General features: G+C 53.4%; 14 protein-coding genes. 6 read left to right on the top strand and 8 right to left on the bottom strand.

Annotated features, from left to right (window positions below; all coding sequences use genetic code 11):
* Positions 1-60: 60 nt before the first annotated feature.
* Both ACJ9N4_RS19380 and yeaG read right to left on the bottom strand, forming a co-directional pair.
* Entirely contained in the window at positions 61-1,344 is a 1,284-nt protein-coding gene (locus ACJ9N4_RS19380) for a YeaH/YhbH family protein (protein WP_182271115.1), read from the bottom strand.
* Positions 1,345-1,437: 93 nt separating this feature from the next.
* Positions 1,438-3,372, bottom strand: a complete 1,935-nt coding sequence (gene yeaG / locus ACJ9N4_RS19375; protein ID WP_182918594.1) for a protein kinase YeaG — start codon at positions 3,370-3,372, stop codon at positions 1,438-1,440.
* Between the two features lie 431 nt (positions 3,373-3,803).
* On the opposite strand from yeaG, the gene ACJ9N4_RS19370 reads away from it, so the two are divergent.
* Entirely contained in the window at positions 3,804-4,550 is a 747-nt protein-coding gene (locus tag ACJ9N4_RS19370; protein WP_182271117.1) for a MipA/OmpV family protein, read from the top strand.
* A gap of 122 nt (positions 4,551-4,672) precedes the next feature.
* Here the strand turns inward: ACJ9N4_RS19370 and ACJ9N4_RS19365 are convergent, their stop codons facing one another.
* Positions 4,673-5,557 carry a D-hexose-6-phosphate mutarotase gene (locus ACJ9N4_RS19365; protein WP_182271118.1) on the bottom strand — a complete coding sequence of 295 codons (885 nt, stop codon included), beginning with the start codon at positions 5,555-5,557 and terminating at the stop codon, positions 4,673-4,675.
* A gap of 73 nt (positions 5,558-5,630) precedes the next feature.
* Positions 5,631-6,626, bottom strand: coding sequence for a glyceraldehyde-3-phosphate dehydrogenase (gene gapA, locus ACJ9N4_RS19360; protein WP_023311257.1), 996 nt, complete (start codon positions 6,624-6,626; stop codon positions 5,631-5,633).
* A gap of 340 nt (positions 6,627-6,966) precedes the next feature.
* On the opposite strand from gapA, the gene msrB reads away from it, so the two are divergent.
* Both msrB and ACJ9N4_RS19350 read left to right on the top strand, forming a co-directional pair.
* The gene (gene msrB, locus ACJ9N4_RS19355; RefSeq protein ID WP_182271119.1) at positions 6,967-7,380 is read left to right on the top strand and encodes a peptide-methionine (R)-S-oxide reductase MsrB; all 414 of its coding nucleotides are present in this window, start codon (positions 6,967-6,969) and stop codon (positions 7,378-7,380) included.
* A 41-nt stretch (positions 7,381-7,421) separates the two neighbouring features.
* Positions 7,422-7,694: a YeaC family protein gene (locus tag ACJ9N4_RS19350; protein ID WP_182918593.1), complete on the top strand. Its 273-nt coding sequence runs from the start codon at positions 7,422-7,424 to the stop codon at positions 7,692-7,694.
* Between the two features lie 52 nt (positions 7,695-7,746).
* Here the strand turns inward: ACJ9N4_RS19350 and ACJ9N4_RS19345 are convergent, their stop codons facing one another.
* The 4 genes from ACJ9N4_RS19345 to sppA form a co-directional block, all read right to left on the bottom strand.
* Positions 7,747-9,000, bottom strand: coding sequence for a glycoside hydrolase family 18 protein (locus tag ACJ9N4_RS19345; RefSeq protein WP_182918592.1), 1,254 nt, complete (start codon positions 8,998-9,000; stop codon positions 7,747-7,749).
* Between the two features lie 176 nt (positions 9,001-9,176).
* Positions 9,177-9,818 carry a bifunctional nicotinamidase/pyrazinamidase gene (gene pncA, locus ACJ9N4_RS19340; RefSeq protein WP_182271122.1) on the bottom strand — a complete coding sequence of 214 codons (642 nt, stop codon included), beginning with the start codon at positions 9,816-9,818 and terminating at the stop codon, positions 9,177-9,179.
* Positions 9,819-9,827: 9 nt separating this feature from the next.
* Positions 9,828-10,844, bottom strand: coding sequence for an asparaginase (gene ansA / locus ACJ9N4_RS19335; protein ID WP_182271123.1), 1,017 nt, complete (start codon positions 10,842-10,844; stop codon positions 9,828-9,830).
* A 62-nt stretch (positions 10,845-10,906) separates the two neighbouring features.
* Positions 10,907-12,763: a signal peptide peptidase SppA gene (gene sppA, locus ACJ9N4_RS19330; RefSeq protein WP_182918591.1), complete on the bottom strand. Its 1,857-nt coding sequence runs from the start codon at positions 12,761-12,763 to the stop codon at positions 10,907-10,909.
* Positions 12,764-12,930: 167 nt separating this feature from the next.
* Here sppA and ACJ9N4_RS19325 point away from each other — a divergent pair, with 167 nt between their 5' ends.
* The 3 genes from ACJ9N4_RS19325 to ACJ9N4_RS19315 all read left to right on the top strand — a co-directional run bounded on the left by ACJ9N4_RS19325 (position 12,931) and on the right by ACJ9N4_RS19315 (position 16,554).
* Positions 12,931-13,482 (top strand): NAD(P)H nitroreductase, encoded by a 552-nt coding sequence (locus ACJ9N4_RS19325; protein ID WP_182918590.1) that lies wholly within the window; start codon positions 12,931-12,933, stop codon positions 13,480-13,482.
* 116 nt (positions 13,483-13,598) lie between these two features.
* Positions 13,599-14,642: a selenide, water dikinase SelD gene (gene selD, locus ACJ9N4_RS19320; RefSeq protein WP_182918589.1), complete on the top strand. Its 1,044-nt coding sequence runs from the start codon at positions 13,599-13,601 to the stop codon at positions 14,640-14,642.
* 4 nt (positions 14,643-14,646) lie between these two features.
* Positions 14,647-16,554, top strand: coding sequence for a DNA topoisomerase III (locus tag ACJ9N4_RS19315; protein WP_182920044.1), 1,908 nt, complete (start codon positions 14,647-14,649; stop codon positions 16,552-16,554).
* Positions 16,555-16,678: the final 124 nt, after the last annotated feature.

Raw genomic sequence — 16,678 nt, 5'->3', positions numbered from 1 at the left:
AGAAATAAATGAATGATAAATCAGCCAGTAAAAGTATCTTAACTGGCTGATTTATATTGATTAACTTGTTGTTGTCGAACCCTGTTTATGGAACAGTTCACGGAACACCGGATAGATATCATCCTGGTCGCGAATGTGCTGCATCGCAAAGTTATCGAACATGGATTGCAGATGTTCATATTCGCGCCACAGCGTCTGATGCGCACGCCGCGTAATCTCGATGTAGCTGTAGTAACGTACTACTGGCAGAATTTTCTTCGCCAGAATTTCGTGACACAACGGCGAGTCGTCCGCCCAGTTATCGCCATCGGATGCCTGCGCAGCGTAGATATTCCATTGCGCCGGGTCGTAGCGATCTTTGACCACTTCATCCATCAGCTTCAGGGCGCTCGACACGATGGTGCCACCGGTCTCTTGCGAGTAGAAGAACTCATGCTCATCGACCTCTTTTGCCTGAGTATGGTGGCGAATGTAGACCACTTCCACGTTCTTATAGGTTCTGCTCAGGAACAGGTAGAGCAGAATATAAAAACGCTTCGCCATGTCCTTGGTGGCCTGATCCATCGAACCCGAAACGTCCATCAGGCAGAACATCACCGCCTGGCTGGATGGCTCAGGACGTTTTTCGTAGTTCTTATAGCGCAGGTCGAAGGTGTCGATAAAAGGTACCCGATCGATCTTCGCCCGTAGCTCGGCAATCTCTTTACGCAGGCGCTCCTCTTCCAGCAGTTGTGCCGGCTCGGTGTTTTCCACGACTTTCAGACTGCTTTCCAGCTCGCGCAGTTCACGCCGTTTACCTGCCGTCATTGCTGTGCGTCGAGCCAGTGAGTTTTGTAGCGAACGCACAACGCTGATATTGGCAGGTACACCGTTCGCGGTATAACCCGCACGATGGGTTTTGTACTCGTTAAGCTGACGGTGCTGGTTCTTTTTCAGATTTGGCAGCGCCAGATCTTCAAAGAGCAGGTCGAGATATTCATCTTTTGAGATCTGGAAGACAAACTCATCCTGACCTTCACCGTCCTGGCTGGCCTGTCCCTGACCGCTTCCTGAACCACCGCCACCGCCTTGTGGACGCTCGATTCTGTCGTTCTGAACGAAGTGGTCATTACCTGGGTGTACGCGATGGCGCAGGCCGCCACGCCCCTGATGAAACATCGGTTCGCTGATGTCATCTGTGGGGATGGAGACAGATTCGCCGCTGTCGACGTCGGTCACCGAGCGTTTGTTGATGGCTTCGGAGATCGACTGTTTAATTTGCGCTTTATAACGACGCAAGAAGCGCTGGCGATTCACCGTGCTCTTGTTTTTGCCGTTAAGACGCCGGTCAATAAACCAGGTCATATACCCCCCGTACTGCATTTGCCAACGAGCAGTGTCCGTAAGTGCCGGACATTTTTGTCGGCCCGGTAGCGCTAGCGCTACCGGGCACTTGTGTTAAGACGATTTACGTACACGCAGATACCATTCGCAGAGCAGGCGAACCTGTTTGCGGGTATAGCCTTTCTCCATCATACGGTCGACAAAATCGTCGTGCTTTTTCTGCTCGTCGGTTGAGGTTTTGGCGTTAAACGAAATGACCGGCAACAGCTCTTCGGTATTGGAGAACATTTTCTTCTCAATAACCGTGCGCAGTTTTTCGTAGCTCGTCCAGTTCGGGTTCCGTCCACTGTTGTGTGCTCTGGCGCGCAGCACGAAGTTCACAATCTCATTACGGAAGTCTTTCGGGTTGCTGATCCCGGCAGGCTTCTCAATTTTCTCCAGTTCAGCGTTCAGGGATTCGCGGTCAAACAGCTGGCCGGTATCCGGGTCGCGGTACTCCTGATCCTGGATCCAGAAGTCAGCATACGTGACGTAACGGTCGAAAATGTTCTGTCCGTATTCCGAATAGGATTCCAGGTAGGCGGTCTGGATCTCTTTGCCAATAAACTCGGCATATTTCGGGATCAGATAGCCTTTCAGGAACTCAAGGTAACGTTCAGCCAGTTCTTGTGGGAACTGTTCACGTTCGATCTGCTGTTCCAGTACATAGAACAGGTGAACCGGGTTAGCCGCCACTTCCGCATGGTCGAAGTTAAAGACCCGGGAGAGGATCTTAAACGCGAAACGCGTGGACAGACCGTTCATCCCCTCGTCAACACCGGCGTAGTCGCGGTACTCCTGGTAAGACTTCGCTTTCGGGTCGGTATCTTTCAGGCTTTCACCGTCATACACGCGCATTTTTGAGTAGATGCTGGAGTTTTCCGGCTCTTTCAGGCGCGACAGAATGGAGAAGCGCGACAGTGTTTCCAGCGTGCCCGGGGCGCAAGGCGCATGCACCAGCTCACTATGGTTAAGCAGCTTCTCGTAAATTTTGATCTCTTCGGAGATCCGCAGGCAATAAGGCACTTTGACAATGTATACACGGTCAAGGAAGGCCTCGTTATTTTTGTTGTTACGGAACTGAACCCATTCCGATTCGTTCGAGTGGGCGAGGATAATCCCGTTAAACGGCAGGGCGGAAATACCTTCTGTCCCGTTGTAGTTCCCTTCCTGGGTCGCGGTCAGCAGCGGATGCAGCACTTTAATCGGTGCTTTAAACATCTCAACGAATTCCATAATTCCCTGGTTCGCCCGGCACAGCGCACCGGAATAGCCGTAGGCATCCGGGTCGTTTTGCGCGAAGTGTTCCAGCTTACGGATATCGACTTTACCGACCAGGGCCGAAATATCCTGGTTGTTCTCATCACCCGGCTCTGTTTTGGCGATGGCGATCTGTTCCAGGATGGACGGCCACACTTTGACGACGCGGAATTTGGTGATATCCCCACCAAATTCATACAGACGTTTCGCGGCCCACGGCGACATGATGGTGCCGAGATAGCGGTGTGGGATACCAAACTCTTTATCCAGAATCTGCGCATCTTCCTGCGGATTAAACAGGCACAGCGGGTGGTCATTCACCGGGCTGCGCTCACCGTTTGCACTCAGCACATAGATGGGCACACGCTGCATCAGTGATTTCAGTCGTTCAGCCAGCGATGATTTACCCCCACCCACAGGCCCCAGTAAATAGAGGATCTGTTTCTTCTCTTCCAGACCCTGAGCTGCGTGCTTCAGATAGGAGACAATCTGTTCAATGGCATCTTCCATACCATAGAACTCTTCAAACGCCGGGTATCGGGCGACGACCCGATTCGAAAAGAGACGGGAGAGCCGTGGCTCCAGGGCAGTATCAACCATGTTTGGCTCACCAATAGCCATCAATAGCCGTTCTGCCGCATTGGCATAGGCACTGCGATCTTGCCGACAAATGGTAAGAAACTCCTGCAGTGTGAACTCTTCGTCCTTGGCAGCTTCATAGCGCTGGCGATAGTGATCGAATATATTCATGGCATGCCGTCCTTTCGTTTTTTAGCACAGGATAAGAGCCGTTCGTATGAGTAGTGGAGGCTCCCGGAAGAGAATTTCTCACACCTCACTGCCAGAGCAGCAACCTGTGTGCCAGGTCTGGCGCTAAGAACCGCAGGGTGTCCAGAAAAACTCTTCTTAAATTAAAGCGTAGATGGCATTTGCAAAACTTGCATGCAGATAAATTCTAATTTCAATGACATATCAATAACTCATCCAAAAATTTCCACTGCCGTTATAGCGTGAAAGTACGTTTTTTATTCAGTAGTCACATAAATGAAAGCAGCCTGTCATCTGAAAAGTTAAAAATAACAGGTTAAGTAAAGCCATTAGTGGGCAAAAAGTTTTGGGATGTACGGAAATGGCGGTTACACTTCACCCGCTGATTATTTGACTACAGGAAAGAATGGATTGTGACCAAACTCAAACTTCTGGCATTGGGCGTACTTGCCGCGACCGCAATGAGCACCGCACAGGCGGAGAGTCAGTGGACTGCTGGTGCGGGTGTTGGCGTCATTAACAGCCCGTACAAACAGTATGACCGTGATGTCTATGCCGTTCCGGTTGTCACCTATGAAGGCGATAACTTCTGGTTCCGCGGTCTGGGTGGCGGCTACTATCTGTGGAACGATACGGCCGATAAGCTCTCCATCATGGCCTATTACGATCCGATGCACTTCAAGCCAGGTGACAGTGATAACCACGCGCTTCGCCAGCTCGACAAGCGTAAAAGCTCGATGATGGCAGGGCTCTCTTACGTTCATAACACCCAGTATGGCTTCCTGCGTACCGCGCTGGCGGGCGATACTCTGGATAACAGCAACGGTTTTATCTGGGATCTGGCCTGGCTCTATCGCTATACCAATGGTGCGGTGACCCTGACGCCAGGTATCGGTGTGCAGTACAGCAGTGAGAACTACAACGACTACTATTATGGCGTGTCTAAAAACGAATCCCGCCGCAGTGGTCTGAAAAGCTATAGCGCCGATGATAGCTGGGATCCGTACCTGGAGTTGACCGCAAGCTACAACTTCCTCACCGACTGGAGCGTATACGGCACAGGTCGTTATGTTCGCGTGAGTGATGAAGTAAAAGATAGCCCGATGGTCGATAAGTCCTGGTCGGGGATCTTCTCAGTGGGTGTGACCTACAAATTCTGATTGCGCACTCTTGTAGTGCAATCCGTGCATCATAACGGGGCGTTTACGCCCCGTTTGCTTTATGTTGGTGCCTGGTTGCGCAGTTTTTTTCCTCTCACCCAAAACGGGAGAGGGAAATGCGATCAGCGTTTAACAATGCTAATCGTCTGTCCTAAGCGAGACGGCTTCTCAGCGCTCGCTTTCTGCGGTGTACTGACACACGCGGTTTCCACACAGACAAACGTCTTGTAACCGTCGTCTGGGACGTCAGCCATGCTGATGGAGAGCGCAGGGCCAGGGTTCCAGCCCACCACGTTGCTGTGGTGATGGTGAACCACTTCGATACCACGGTTCAGGGCACTGTCGTGGATCACGCTGCACGCTTCCGGGTGCAGATAAACGCGGTCGGTGCGGTCAGGGAAGGTCTGTACGCCGTCGCTCAGTTTCCCTTCTTTTGCGTTATCCACTTTGTCGATAAAGGTATCACCAAGACCGCTCACTTTTACCGCGTTGATATCACCCACGTTGAAATAAGTGTGCAGGGCAGACGTGGTTTCAAACTCACCGTGCGCTTCCAGTTCAATTTCACAGGTCTTGCCCAGCTTGAAGCGGGCATACAGGGTGAAATCGTGCGGCCAGAGTTTACGGGTGTCATCATTGGCCTGAAGCTCGAAGGTCAGCACCACGTTGTGATCGTCTTCATTATGTGCTTTCAGCGTCCACTGCTGGTTACGGGCAAACCCGTGAGCAGGCAGACCCTGTTGTGCTGCCGGGCCGAACCACGGCCAGCAGATCGGTACACCACCGCGGATTGCTGCACCTTTTTTGAAGGAGGTGGCATTACTCAACCACAGACCTTCCTTTTCACCTTCTGGTTTCCAGGAGAGCAGGTGAGCGCCATTCAGGGCCACGGAGGCTTTTACGCGTGGATGGTCAACGACGACAATGTCGGCACCGTCAATCTGACGGAGGGAGAGCACAGGGGTAAGTTGTTCGACTACCGGAAGTGCAAAAATTTTATTAATCATTAAGCAATCCTCTGTCTTAGAAAATAAAAAAGGCGACCGAAGTCGCCTTTTTGGATCAGAATCTCATCTCAACTTATTTGGAGATGTGAGCGATCAGGTCCAGTACTTTGTTAGAGTAGCCAGTTTCGTTGTCGTACCAGGAAACCAGTTTAACGAAGTTGTCGTTCAGTGCGATACCAGCTTTAGCATCGAACACGGAAGTGCAGATTTCGCCGTTGAAATCGGTAGAAACAACGTCGTCTTCGGTGTAGCCCAGAACGCCTTTCATTGCGCCTTCGGAAGCAGCTTTGATTGCTTTCTTAATTTCTTCATAAGAAGCAGCTTTTTCCAGACGAACGGTCAGGTCAACAACGGATACGTTAGGAGTTGGAACGCGGAACGCCATACCAGTCAGTTTGCCATTCAGTTCTGGCAGTACTTTACCTACTGCTTTAGCAGCACCGGTAGAGGATGGGATGATGTTCTGAGCTGCGCCACGGCCGCCACGCCAGTCTTTGTGAGACGGGCCGTCAACGGTTTTCTGAGTAGCGGTGGTCGCGTGAACGGTAGTCATCAGACCTTCGATGATGCCGAAGTTGTCGTTGATAACTTTAGCCAGCGGTGCCAGGCAGTTGGTGGTGCAGGATGCGTTAGAAACGATGTCCTGGCCAGCATAAGTTTCGAAGTTTGCACCACGAACGAACATTGGGGTGTTGTCTTTGGAAGGACCAGTCAGAACAACTTTCTTCGCACCCGCAGTGATGTGTTTACGTGCAGTTTCGTCGGTCAGGAAGATACCGGTTGCTTCAGCAACAACGTCAACACCGATTTCGTTCCATTTCAGGTTAGCTGGGTCTTTTTCAGCAGTAACGCGGATGGTTTTGCCGTTAACAACCAGGTGGCCGTCTTTCACTTCAACGGTGCCGTCGAAACGACCGTGAGTTGAGTCGTACTTCAGCATGTACGCCATGTATTCAGCGTCCAGGAGATCGTTGATACCAACGATTTCGATGTCAGAACGTTTCTGAGCAGCACGGAAAACAATACGGCCAATACGGCCAAAACCGTTGATACCTACTTTGATAGTCATATATTCCACCAGCTATTTGTTAGTGAATAAAAGGTTGCCTGTAAAATTACAAAAACCTTACGCAGCGTCAAGCGGAATCGTGTCAATCATTGCGACAAATCAATCCTGTGACTAACGTTTGTGCGACTGACTCGCCTCACTTTCCCTTTGAGCTAGCAACCACATGGGGGCTGCGCCCGGAATTTTAAAGGCCTCTCAGGATAAAAATGTGAAGCAGATCACAATTGCCTGACCGCCTTTTCGCGACACATAAGTTTAGAACAAAAGTGCACGCGGTGGTGTTAATGTTTTGTTAGAATCTGGGCGAAAGTTGTCTGTTTCTACTGCGAGATGTAAGTATATGTCGAACCAACGTAACCCCGACGATCTGAAAAAAAACCTCACAGAAATGCAGTTTTATGTGACGCAGAATCACGGTACTGAACCGCCATTTACCGGGCGTTTGCTGCACAATAAGCGAGACGGCGTCTATCACTGTCTGGTGTGTGATGCACCGCTGTTCAATTCGCAGACAAAGTATGATTCTGGCTGTGGCTGGCCGAGCTTTTATGAGCCGGTGAGCGATGACGCGATCCGCTATCTGAGTGACATGTCGCACGGTATGCAGCGCACTGAAATCCGCTGTGGTAACTGTGACGCGCATCTCGGGCATGTATTCCCGGATGGCCCACAGCCAACAGGGGAGCGTTTCTGCGTGAATTCAGCATCAATGAGCTTCACTGATGATGAAAATGGCGATCAGACCAAAGGCTGAAAAAACGATTCAGCAAATTATTCCTTTGAAAGGGAGAAATCATGAATATTGATGACATGGTTAGCGGTATGACACCGGAGATTTATCAGCGTCTGGTGACGGCGGTTGAACTGGGAAAATGGCCGGATGGCGTGGCACTCACCCCGGAGCAAAAAGAGAACAGCCTGCAACTGGTGATGCTGTGGCAGGCCCGTCACAACACGGATGCCCAGCACATGACTATCGACACTCAAGGTCAGATGGTGATGAAGAGTAAGCGCGAGCTAAAAGAAGATTTTGGTATTACGCCAAAGCCAATTGCGACCTTCAAATAGCGGTCGCGTGAGTAGGCCGGGTAAGCGCAGTCGCTACCCGGCACAATATGCTCTAGTGTTTAATCCCCAGCGACTCTGCCAGCTGTTTCGCTAGCTGGTTTTCGTCATCCGCGCCGTACTCCCAGAACATCGCCCCGGCGAGACCTTTCTCCTTGATATAGTCCGCTTTGATGGCAACGGAACGTGGGTTTTCGTAGGAAAGGGCAAACAACGCCTTACCGCCTGCGGAATTCACCGACAACCACGGCACTTTCGCCTGATCGTCCCAGTGTTCGGTAAAGCGCTTCTGCGGATCGTTCAGTAGCTTCTTCACGATATCGTTGTACTTCACGTAGGTATCTTTGGTCAGGTCATAGCCGAGTGATTTGAACAAACCTGTCTCCTGAGGGCCGAAGTAGGGCTGCGTCACTGGATTTTTTTGCGCATCCGGTTTCGACCAGTCAACCCCTGGCTCCACGGAGCGTTTCGGGACGCGGCCATAGAAACCGATCCCAAGGTTCATCTGCTGTGGCTTCAGCCCGGCGGCCAGGTAGTTGTTAACCACAAAGTCGACGCTGTATTTATCGGCGGCGGCGACCGTTGGCCAGGCGCTGGAGTCATACAGGTTGGCGTTGAAGTACTGGGTACCGTAGGCCATGTCGTAGGTCATCAGGTTGATATAGTCGAGCAGCGGGGCGATCGCCTTTACATCCACCCAGCTTTTCGGACTTTCCGCATTTGCCCCCACCGCAATGGTGACCAGCTTTTTATGCCCGAATGCATCGCGCATCTCCTTCAGCAGTGCGGTGAAATTATCCCGATCGGCAGGCTGGCTTGCGACAAGCCCCCATGCGCCATTCACCGGATACTCCCAGTCGAGATCGATTCCGTCCAGGCCGTATTTATCGACGATCTCCTGCGCAGAGCGGATAAACACCGCGCGCGTCTCTTTGCTGGCCGCTGCACCGGAGAAACCACGTGCCCCCCAGCCACCAACGGAAAGCAGCACTTTGAGGTTCGGATTTTGTTTACGCAGGGCAGGGATTAACGCGAGGTCGGACGTGACTTTTGGCGATAGCCAGATTTGATGCAGTTTTGCCGGATCTTTCAGCGCGGCGTTGGTTTCGTCTTTCTCATTGTTATAGACCAGACCAAATGAGTAGTTCAGGTGGGTAATCTGGCGAACGTCGAGTTTATTGATGTCACCACCAGGCCCCGCAGTGACATCGCCACCTCCGTTAAAGTAGCCCACAGACATCATGGGGCTGGCGGAGGCAACTGACGCGCAAAGCAAGGGTAATGCTGCCAGCAATGGCAAACGTTTCATATAACTTCCTCTTTGACTTAATAAAATTAACCACGCCACGGAAAAGGCGTGGCGAAAAAACAGCCAGAAAAGAATAGCATTGCCGCTTCGCTGGTGATGCGAGGGAGTTCACTTTATGGGAGATCGAGGGGGGAGGGTTTTACCGGGGCAGGCGTTGCTGCCCCCGGCGAAAAGGCTTACGGTTGTGTCTCCAGCCAGTCTTCCAGCGTATACAGTGTTGCACCCTCTGCGGCCATATCCATAAACGCCTGAGCACTGTCCTGGGGGTGAATATTCACACCACGGCAGCCGTCGGTGATGACATTTACGTTGTAACCAAGCTGAAGTGCATCCAGCACGGTGAATTTCACGCAATAGTCCGTTGCCAGCCCCAGCACAATCAGTTCGGTGATTTCGTGATGGCGTAACCACGCGTCCAGCGCCGTTTTTTGACGATGTCCGTTATCAAAAAACGCGCTGTAGCTGTCGATAGCCGGGTTTTCCCCCTTGTGAAACACCGCGTCAATGGCCTTCTGATTCAGCAGCGGATGCAGCTCTGCGCCTTCGGTCTGCTGTATGCAGTGATCGGGCCAGAAGGTTTGCGCCAGACCATCGAGCTCCCCCTGGCTGTAGGGTTTAACGCCGTGCTGGCTGGCAAAGCTACCGTGGCTGGCGGGGTGCCAGTCCTGGCTTGCCACAACGGCGTCACCACGCGTTTTACACCAGGCGATTAGCGAATTAGCCACATCAATGGTGCTATCGCCTTCCGCCACGGCCAGCGCGCCGCCTGCACAGAAATCATTTTGCAAATCGACCAGTAACAGAGCGCGTTGCTTCATGAGGTCTCCTTATTCGTCCGGGGTCAGTTCACCGCGCAGGTTTTGCATCATTGCGCTGCGAATGGACTGGATGTCCAGGTTTTGACTCAGTAAATAATGAAGTTTAGTCAGCGTTGCCTCGACGGTCATATCGAAGCCGCTGATAACACCCGCATGTGCCAGCGCGTTACCGGTGGCATAACCGCCCATATTAACCTTGCCCGACATACACTGGGTCAGGTTAACCACCACGATCCCACGTTCGCTTGCTTCCTGCAGCTCTTTCAGGAATTCACCGTTCTGCGGGGCATTGCCCACACCGTAGGAGCGCAGGATCAGCGCTTTTACCGGCTGGCGCAGGAAGTTACGTACGACATCGGCAGAGATCCCCGGGTAAATCGTCACGACACCAATTGGCTGCGGGGTGATCGGGTGAACAATCAGCTCGCCTGCACTGTTTGGTGCAGGAGGTGTGCCCAGACGACGAATATGGATCCCCGCTTCCAGCAGGGGCTGGAGGTTTGGCGAGGCAAAGGCGTCAAAACCATCGGCGTGGGCTTTGGTGGTACGGTTACCGCGATACAGACGATTGTTGAAGAACAGCGACACTTCGTTAATCGGGTAATTCGCGGCCACATACAGGGAGTTAAGCAGATTGATCTGCCCGTCAGAGCGCAGCTCTGCCAGCGGAATTTGTGAGCCAGTCACGATGACGGGTTTACTCAGATTTTCCAGCATGAACGAGAGCGCTGAGGCGGTAAACGCCATCGTGTCGGTGCCGTGCAGGATCACGAAACCGTCGTACTGGTCATAATGGGCTTTAATATCATCCGCGATATGCTGCCAGTCTTCTGGCGTCATGTCGGAGGAGTCCATCAGCGGCTCATATTCGTGGATCGTAAAGTCAGGCATTTCCTGACGATGGAATTCAGGCATCAGCGCAAGCTGACGCTGCAGGTGGCCGGAGACAGGAATATAACCATTCTCAGAACGCTGCATACCGATGGTACCGCCGGTATACGCGACATAAATCGATTTCTTCTGCATGATAGTGAGTTCTTGTGCTTCAAAGAAAAAAATCCCCTCTTCACGGAAAGAGGGGACGGATTTTAACGGACGGAGCCGCAGGTCAGACAAAACGCGTAACGGTTTTGCGGGTCGTTAAACGCGGCGAGCTTGTCACTTTCCGCTTTTATCGCTTTTGCCGCCGTGGCGACAGGCGCAGGCAGATAGGCCTGCAGTGCCTCCGGCAACATGGCGCGAGCAGAGCCGGACATGCTGTCTATCACCAGGTCAAAGAACGACGGTTCATCCTGGTAATAGTCCACATGCCACTGCTTGAGTTTCGCCAGTTCGGCGGCTTTCTTCACCGCGTCATCAAAGTCACCCAGGCTGTCCACCAGACCGTTGTTCTTCGCATCCTGCCCGGTCCAGACGTGACCCTGAGCAATTTCATCGATCTGCTGCGGCGTTTTTTTACGGGAGTCCGCAACCAGCGTGATGAAGCGCTTATAGCCGTTCTCGATACTGAGCTGCATCATTTCCGACACTTCCGGTGGCAGAGATTTCGTCACAGAGACATCGGCCAGCGGTGAGGTGGAAACGCCATCGGTATGCACGCCCAGGTAATCAAGGCTGTTTTCCACGGTGTTGATCACCCCGAAGATACCAATCGAGCCGGTCAGGGTACTTGGGTTCGCCACAATGTAGTTTGCAGGGGTAGAGATCCAGTACCCCCCGGATGCAGCCATTCCGCCCATCGACACGACCACCGGCTTACCTGCGGCGCGCGCGGCGGCCAGCTCTGCACGGATCACCTCGGAGGCGCTGACGCTGCCACCAGGGCTGTTCACGCGCAGGACAATCGCTTTCACTTTCGGATCAAGGCGGGCATCACGGATTTGCGATGCGGTGGTATCACCGCCAACGTTCCCTGGTGTCTCCTGACCGTCCATGATGGCTCCATTAGCAATAACCACCGCGACGCTGTCACCACTGTTATCCGGTTTTTTCGTCGCGTAATCGTACATGCTGATGGCGCTGTAATTTTTATCCTCTTTGCTCCAGCCAAACTGTTTCGTCAGGGATTTCTCGATATCTGCACTCGAACCCAGCGCATCGACCAGTTTGTTATCGAGGGCATATTTCGCCGTATCACCGTCAACTTTGCGCAGGCCATCCAGCATGCCCTGTGCACCAGGGAAGACCTGTTCAGCGGTGATTTGACGGTTAGCAGCGACCGTGCCCAGATAGTTCTGCCACAGCTCACCAATCCAGCGGCTGTCTGCTTCACGGGCGGCAGGGGACATATCATCACGGATAAACGGTTCAACGGCGGATTTATAGGTACCGACGCGGAAAACGTGGGTGGTGACTTTCAGCTTGTCGAGCAGGGATTTATAGTAAAGCCCGTTCGTCGCAAAACCATGCAGATCGACTTCACCCTGTGGGGAAAGCCAGATTTTATTGGCAAAGCTGGCCAGATAATATTGACCCTGGCTGTAGCTATCACCTACCGCAATCACCGGTTTACCGCTGTCGCGGAATTCGCGCAGCGCTTTACCAATGTACTGCATTGAAGGCTGGTCACCCCCGGCAAAATTTTTCAGATCCAGCACGATACCCGTAATGTTACGGTCATCTTTTGCCTGACGAATGGTATCGACGATATCGAACAGGGAGTTTTCCTGCAGGCGGTCTGAGGTTGCACCAAACAGCTGGCGGCCAATCACCCCCAGACGATTGCTGGTGGAGGGCTTATCGACGATGACCCCGGTAATATCGAGTAACAGGGCCCCGCGCGTCGAATGCTGCGCCTGGTTTGTGCTGCTGAGGTGCATCCAGAGACCTGCGCAAACCAGAACCAGGAAGATGAAAAACAAATTCATCACCAGTTCACGAACGAAGTTGAGCAACCGCCACGTCCATTTAAAGAAACCGGCAAAGATTCGCCAAAGGGTTCGCATGTATTCTCCCTAACCAGAAAATGACTGTTTCCGTCGCCACTGGACGGTAATGTGGGGTTATCGTAATGACCCAACCGTCACTTGTCAGCAGGAATCGCCTGCCGCGCTGTAACAAAATCTGCCGTCGTGTTAATTTTGTGAGCAAATTTCAAGACAGGAGTTAATTAATGGACGCTCTTACACTGCTTGTTAACCGCCGTAGCGCTTCACGTCTGGTCGATCCTGCACCTGCGGGCGAGCAGCTGGAAAACATTGTGCGTGCCGGTATGCGCGCACCGGATCATGGCACGCTTCAGCCGTGGCATTTCTTTATTATTGAAGGCGAAGGCCGCGATCGCTTCAGTCACTTGCTGGCGGAAGGTGCGGTTGCTGCGGGTCAGGATGAGAAGGGCATTGAGAAAGCCCGCAGCGCGCCATTTCGTGCGCCGATGATCATTGCCGTGGTGGCAAAGTGTCAGGCTGAACACAAAGTACCGGTCTGGGAACAGGAGATGTCCGCAGGCTGTGCGGTAATGGCGATGCAAATGGCCGCTGTTGCACAGGGCTTTAACGGTATCTGGCGTACAGGCGCGCTGACCGAAAGCCCGTTTGTTCGCGATGGCTTCTCTTGCGGTGAACACGACAAAATCGTCGGTTTCCTCTATCTTGGCACCCCTCAGCTTAAAGCCTCCAGCACGATAAATGTGCCGGATACTACCCCTTTCGTCAGCCGTTTCTGATAACGCGCGCTAAACTGTCTGGATTCTGAGCATCTGCCGCAGAATTCAGACAGTCATACTTACCTCTTTATGGAATGAGCGCTACCATAGCGCGATTGCAATGACAGGAGATGTCCATGAGCGAGCAAACCATTCGTTTAACGCAATACAGCCACGGAGCCGGTTGCGGTTGTAAAATTTCCCCGAAAGTGCTGGAAACCATCCTGCACAGTGAACAGGCGAAGTTTGTCGACCCGAACCTGCTTGTCGGTAATGAAACGCGTGACGATGCAGCGGTTTATGACTTAGGTAACGGCACCAGCATTATCAGTACCACTGACTTCTTTATGCCGATTGTCGACAACCCGTTTGATTTCGGGCGCATTGCGGCGACTAACGCCATCAGCGATATTTTCGCGATGGGTGGCAAGCCAATCATGGCGATTGCCATTCTGGGCTGGCCGATCAACACCATTCCACCGGAAATTGCCCGCGACGTGATTGAAGGCGGCCGCTTTGCCTGCCAGCAGGCGGGGATTGCACTGGCTGGTGGTCACTCTATCGATGCGCCGGAACCGATCTTCGGCCTGGCCGTGACGGGCATCGTGCCAACCGAGCGAGTGAAGCGTAACAGCACCGCCCAGGCAGGCTGCAAACTGTTCCTCACCAAGCCGCTGGGCATTGGTGTCCTCACCACCGCAGAAAAGAAATCGCTGCTCAAGCCAGAACACGTTGGTCTGGCGACAGAGGTGATGTGCCAGATGAACCTGGCCGGAGCCGCTTTCGCCAATATTGACGGCGTGAAGGCGATGACCGACGTGACTGGCTTTGGTCTGCTGGGCCACCTGAGCGAGGTATGTCAGGGGGCTGGCGTGCAGGCGCAGGTCTGGTATCAGGATGTGCCAAAACTGCCTGGTGTGGAAGAGTACATTACCCAGGGCGCGGTACCGGGTGGTACCCAGCGTAACTTTGCCAGCTATGGTCACCTGATGGGCGATATGCCGGAAGCGTGGCGCAACCTGCTTTGTGACCCGCAAACCTCCGGCGGTCTGCTGCTGGCAGTAACGCCAGAGTCAGAAGCAGAGGTTCAGGCGACTGCCGCTGAATTCGGCATCACCCTGACGGTCATCGGTGAGCTGGTAACCGCACGCGGTGGCCGCCCGATGATTGAGATCCGTTAATTCGATGCGGTTGTTTATTGCCGAAAAGCCAAGCCTGGCCCGTGCTATCGCCGATGTACTGCCTAAACCGCATCGCAAGGGTGACGGCTTTATCGAATGCGGTAACGGGCAGGTGGTCACCTGGTGTATTGGTCACCTGCTTGAGCAGGCACAGCCGGATGTCTATGACAGCCGCTATGCCCGCTGGAACCTGAACGATTTGCCCATCGTGCCGGAAAAGTGGCGCTTGCAGCCCCGGCCCTCCGTCACCAAACAGCTCAACGTCATTAAGCGCTTCCTGCATGAGGCGTCGGAAGTCATCCACGCGGGTGACCCGGACAGAGAAGGGCAGTTGTTGGTTGATGAAGTGCTGGATTATCTGGAACTGGCACCTGAAAAGCGCCAGCAGGTTCAGCGCTGTCTGATTAACGACCTCAATCCGCAGGCTGTCGAGCGCGCAATTTCCCGCCTGCGCGCCAACAGCGAGTTTATCCCGCTGTGCGTCTCCGCGCTGGCGCGTGCCAGGGCTGACTGGCTGTACGGCATCAACATGACCCGTGCCTACACTATTCTGGGGCGCAATGCGGGGTATCAGGGTGTACTCTCCGTTGGGCGCGTACAGACCCCGGTACTGGGGCTGGTGGTGCGTCGTGACGAAGAGATTGAGAATTTCGTCGCCAAAGATTTCTTCGAAGTTAAAGCGCATATCGTCACGCCAAAAGACGAACGCTTTACCGCCGTCTGGCAGCCGAGCGATGCCTGTGAATCGTACCAGGATGAAGAGGGGCGACTGCTGCACCGCCCGCTGGCGGAGCACGTGGTCAACCGGATCACCGGCCAGCCCGCTATTGTCACCAGCTATAACGATAAACGAGAATCAGAACCCGCACCGCTGCCGTTTTCCCTTTCCGCGTTGCAGATTGAGGCCGCCAAACGCTTTGGTCTGAGTGCGCAGAACGTGCTGGACATTTGCCAGAAGCTCTATGAAACCCATAAGCTGATTACCTATCCGCGTTCGGATAGCCGTTATCTGCCGGAAGAGCATTTTGCCGGACGCCACGCGGTAATGAACGCCATAGGCGTACACGCGCCGGATCTGCTGCCGCAGCCTGCCGTAAACCCGGACACCCATAACCGCTGCTGGGACGATAAAAAGGTGGATGCCCACCATGCCATCATCCCGACGGCGCGCACCAGCAACGTCAACCTGACCGAGAACGAATCAAAGGTTTACAACCTCGTTGCCCGTCAGTATCTGATGCAGTTCTGCCCCGATGCAGTGTTCCGCAAGTGTGTCATTGAGCTGGAAATCGCTAAGGGCAAGTTTGTCGCCAAAGCGCGTTTCCTCGCGGAAGCGGGCTGGCGCACACTGCTTGGCAACAAAGAGCGTGACGAAGAGAACGACGGTACACCGTTGCCGGTGGTTGCCAAAGATGACGAACTGCTGTGTGAAAAAGGTGAAGTGGTGGAGCGTCAGACCCAGCCGCCGCGCCATTTCACCGATGCGACGCTGCTCTCGGCCATGACCGGGATCGCCCGTTTTGTGCAGGATAAAGATCTGAAGAAGATCCTGCGTGCAACGGACGGGCTGGGCACCGAAGCGACGCGTGCGGGGATCATCGAATTACTGTTTAAGCGCGGTTTTCTGGAGAAAAAAGGGCGCTATATCCACTCGACGGAGCCGGGCCGGGCATTAATTCACTCGCTGCCAGAACTGGCCGCAAGGCCGGACATGACGGCGCACTGGGAATCGGTGCTGACGCAAATCAGTGAAAAACAGTGCCGCTATCAGGACTTTATGCAGCCGCTGGTGGGAACGTTGTATGAGCTGATTAACCAGGCGCGCAGTACGCCGGTGAAGCAGTTCAGAGGGATGGTTGCACCGGGTGGCGGTGCGAAGAAACCGTTCAAAAAGAAAAAGAGCGCGGCCTGATCCGCCCGGTTTTCTCCCTCTCCCTCAAGGGAGAGGGGGATTCTGTGTGAAGTGGTCTACTTAATTTGGACACGACCTGAGGTTCTTTGTCTTTCCATCTCGGCAGGTGTTAACCCTCCGTTGT

The organism is Enterobacter sp. LM3, from assembly GCF_046622475.1.
GTDB classification, from domain to species: Bacteria; Pseudomonadota; Gammaproteobacteria; order Enterobacterales; family Enterobacteriaceae; genus Enterobacter; species Enterobacter cloacae_P.
Note: the sequence above shows the minus strand (reverse complement) of the source record. Positions and strands in the feature narration are given on the sequence as shown.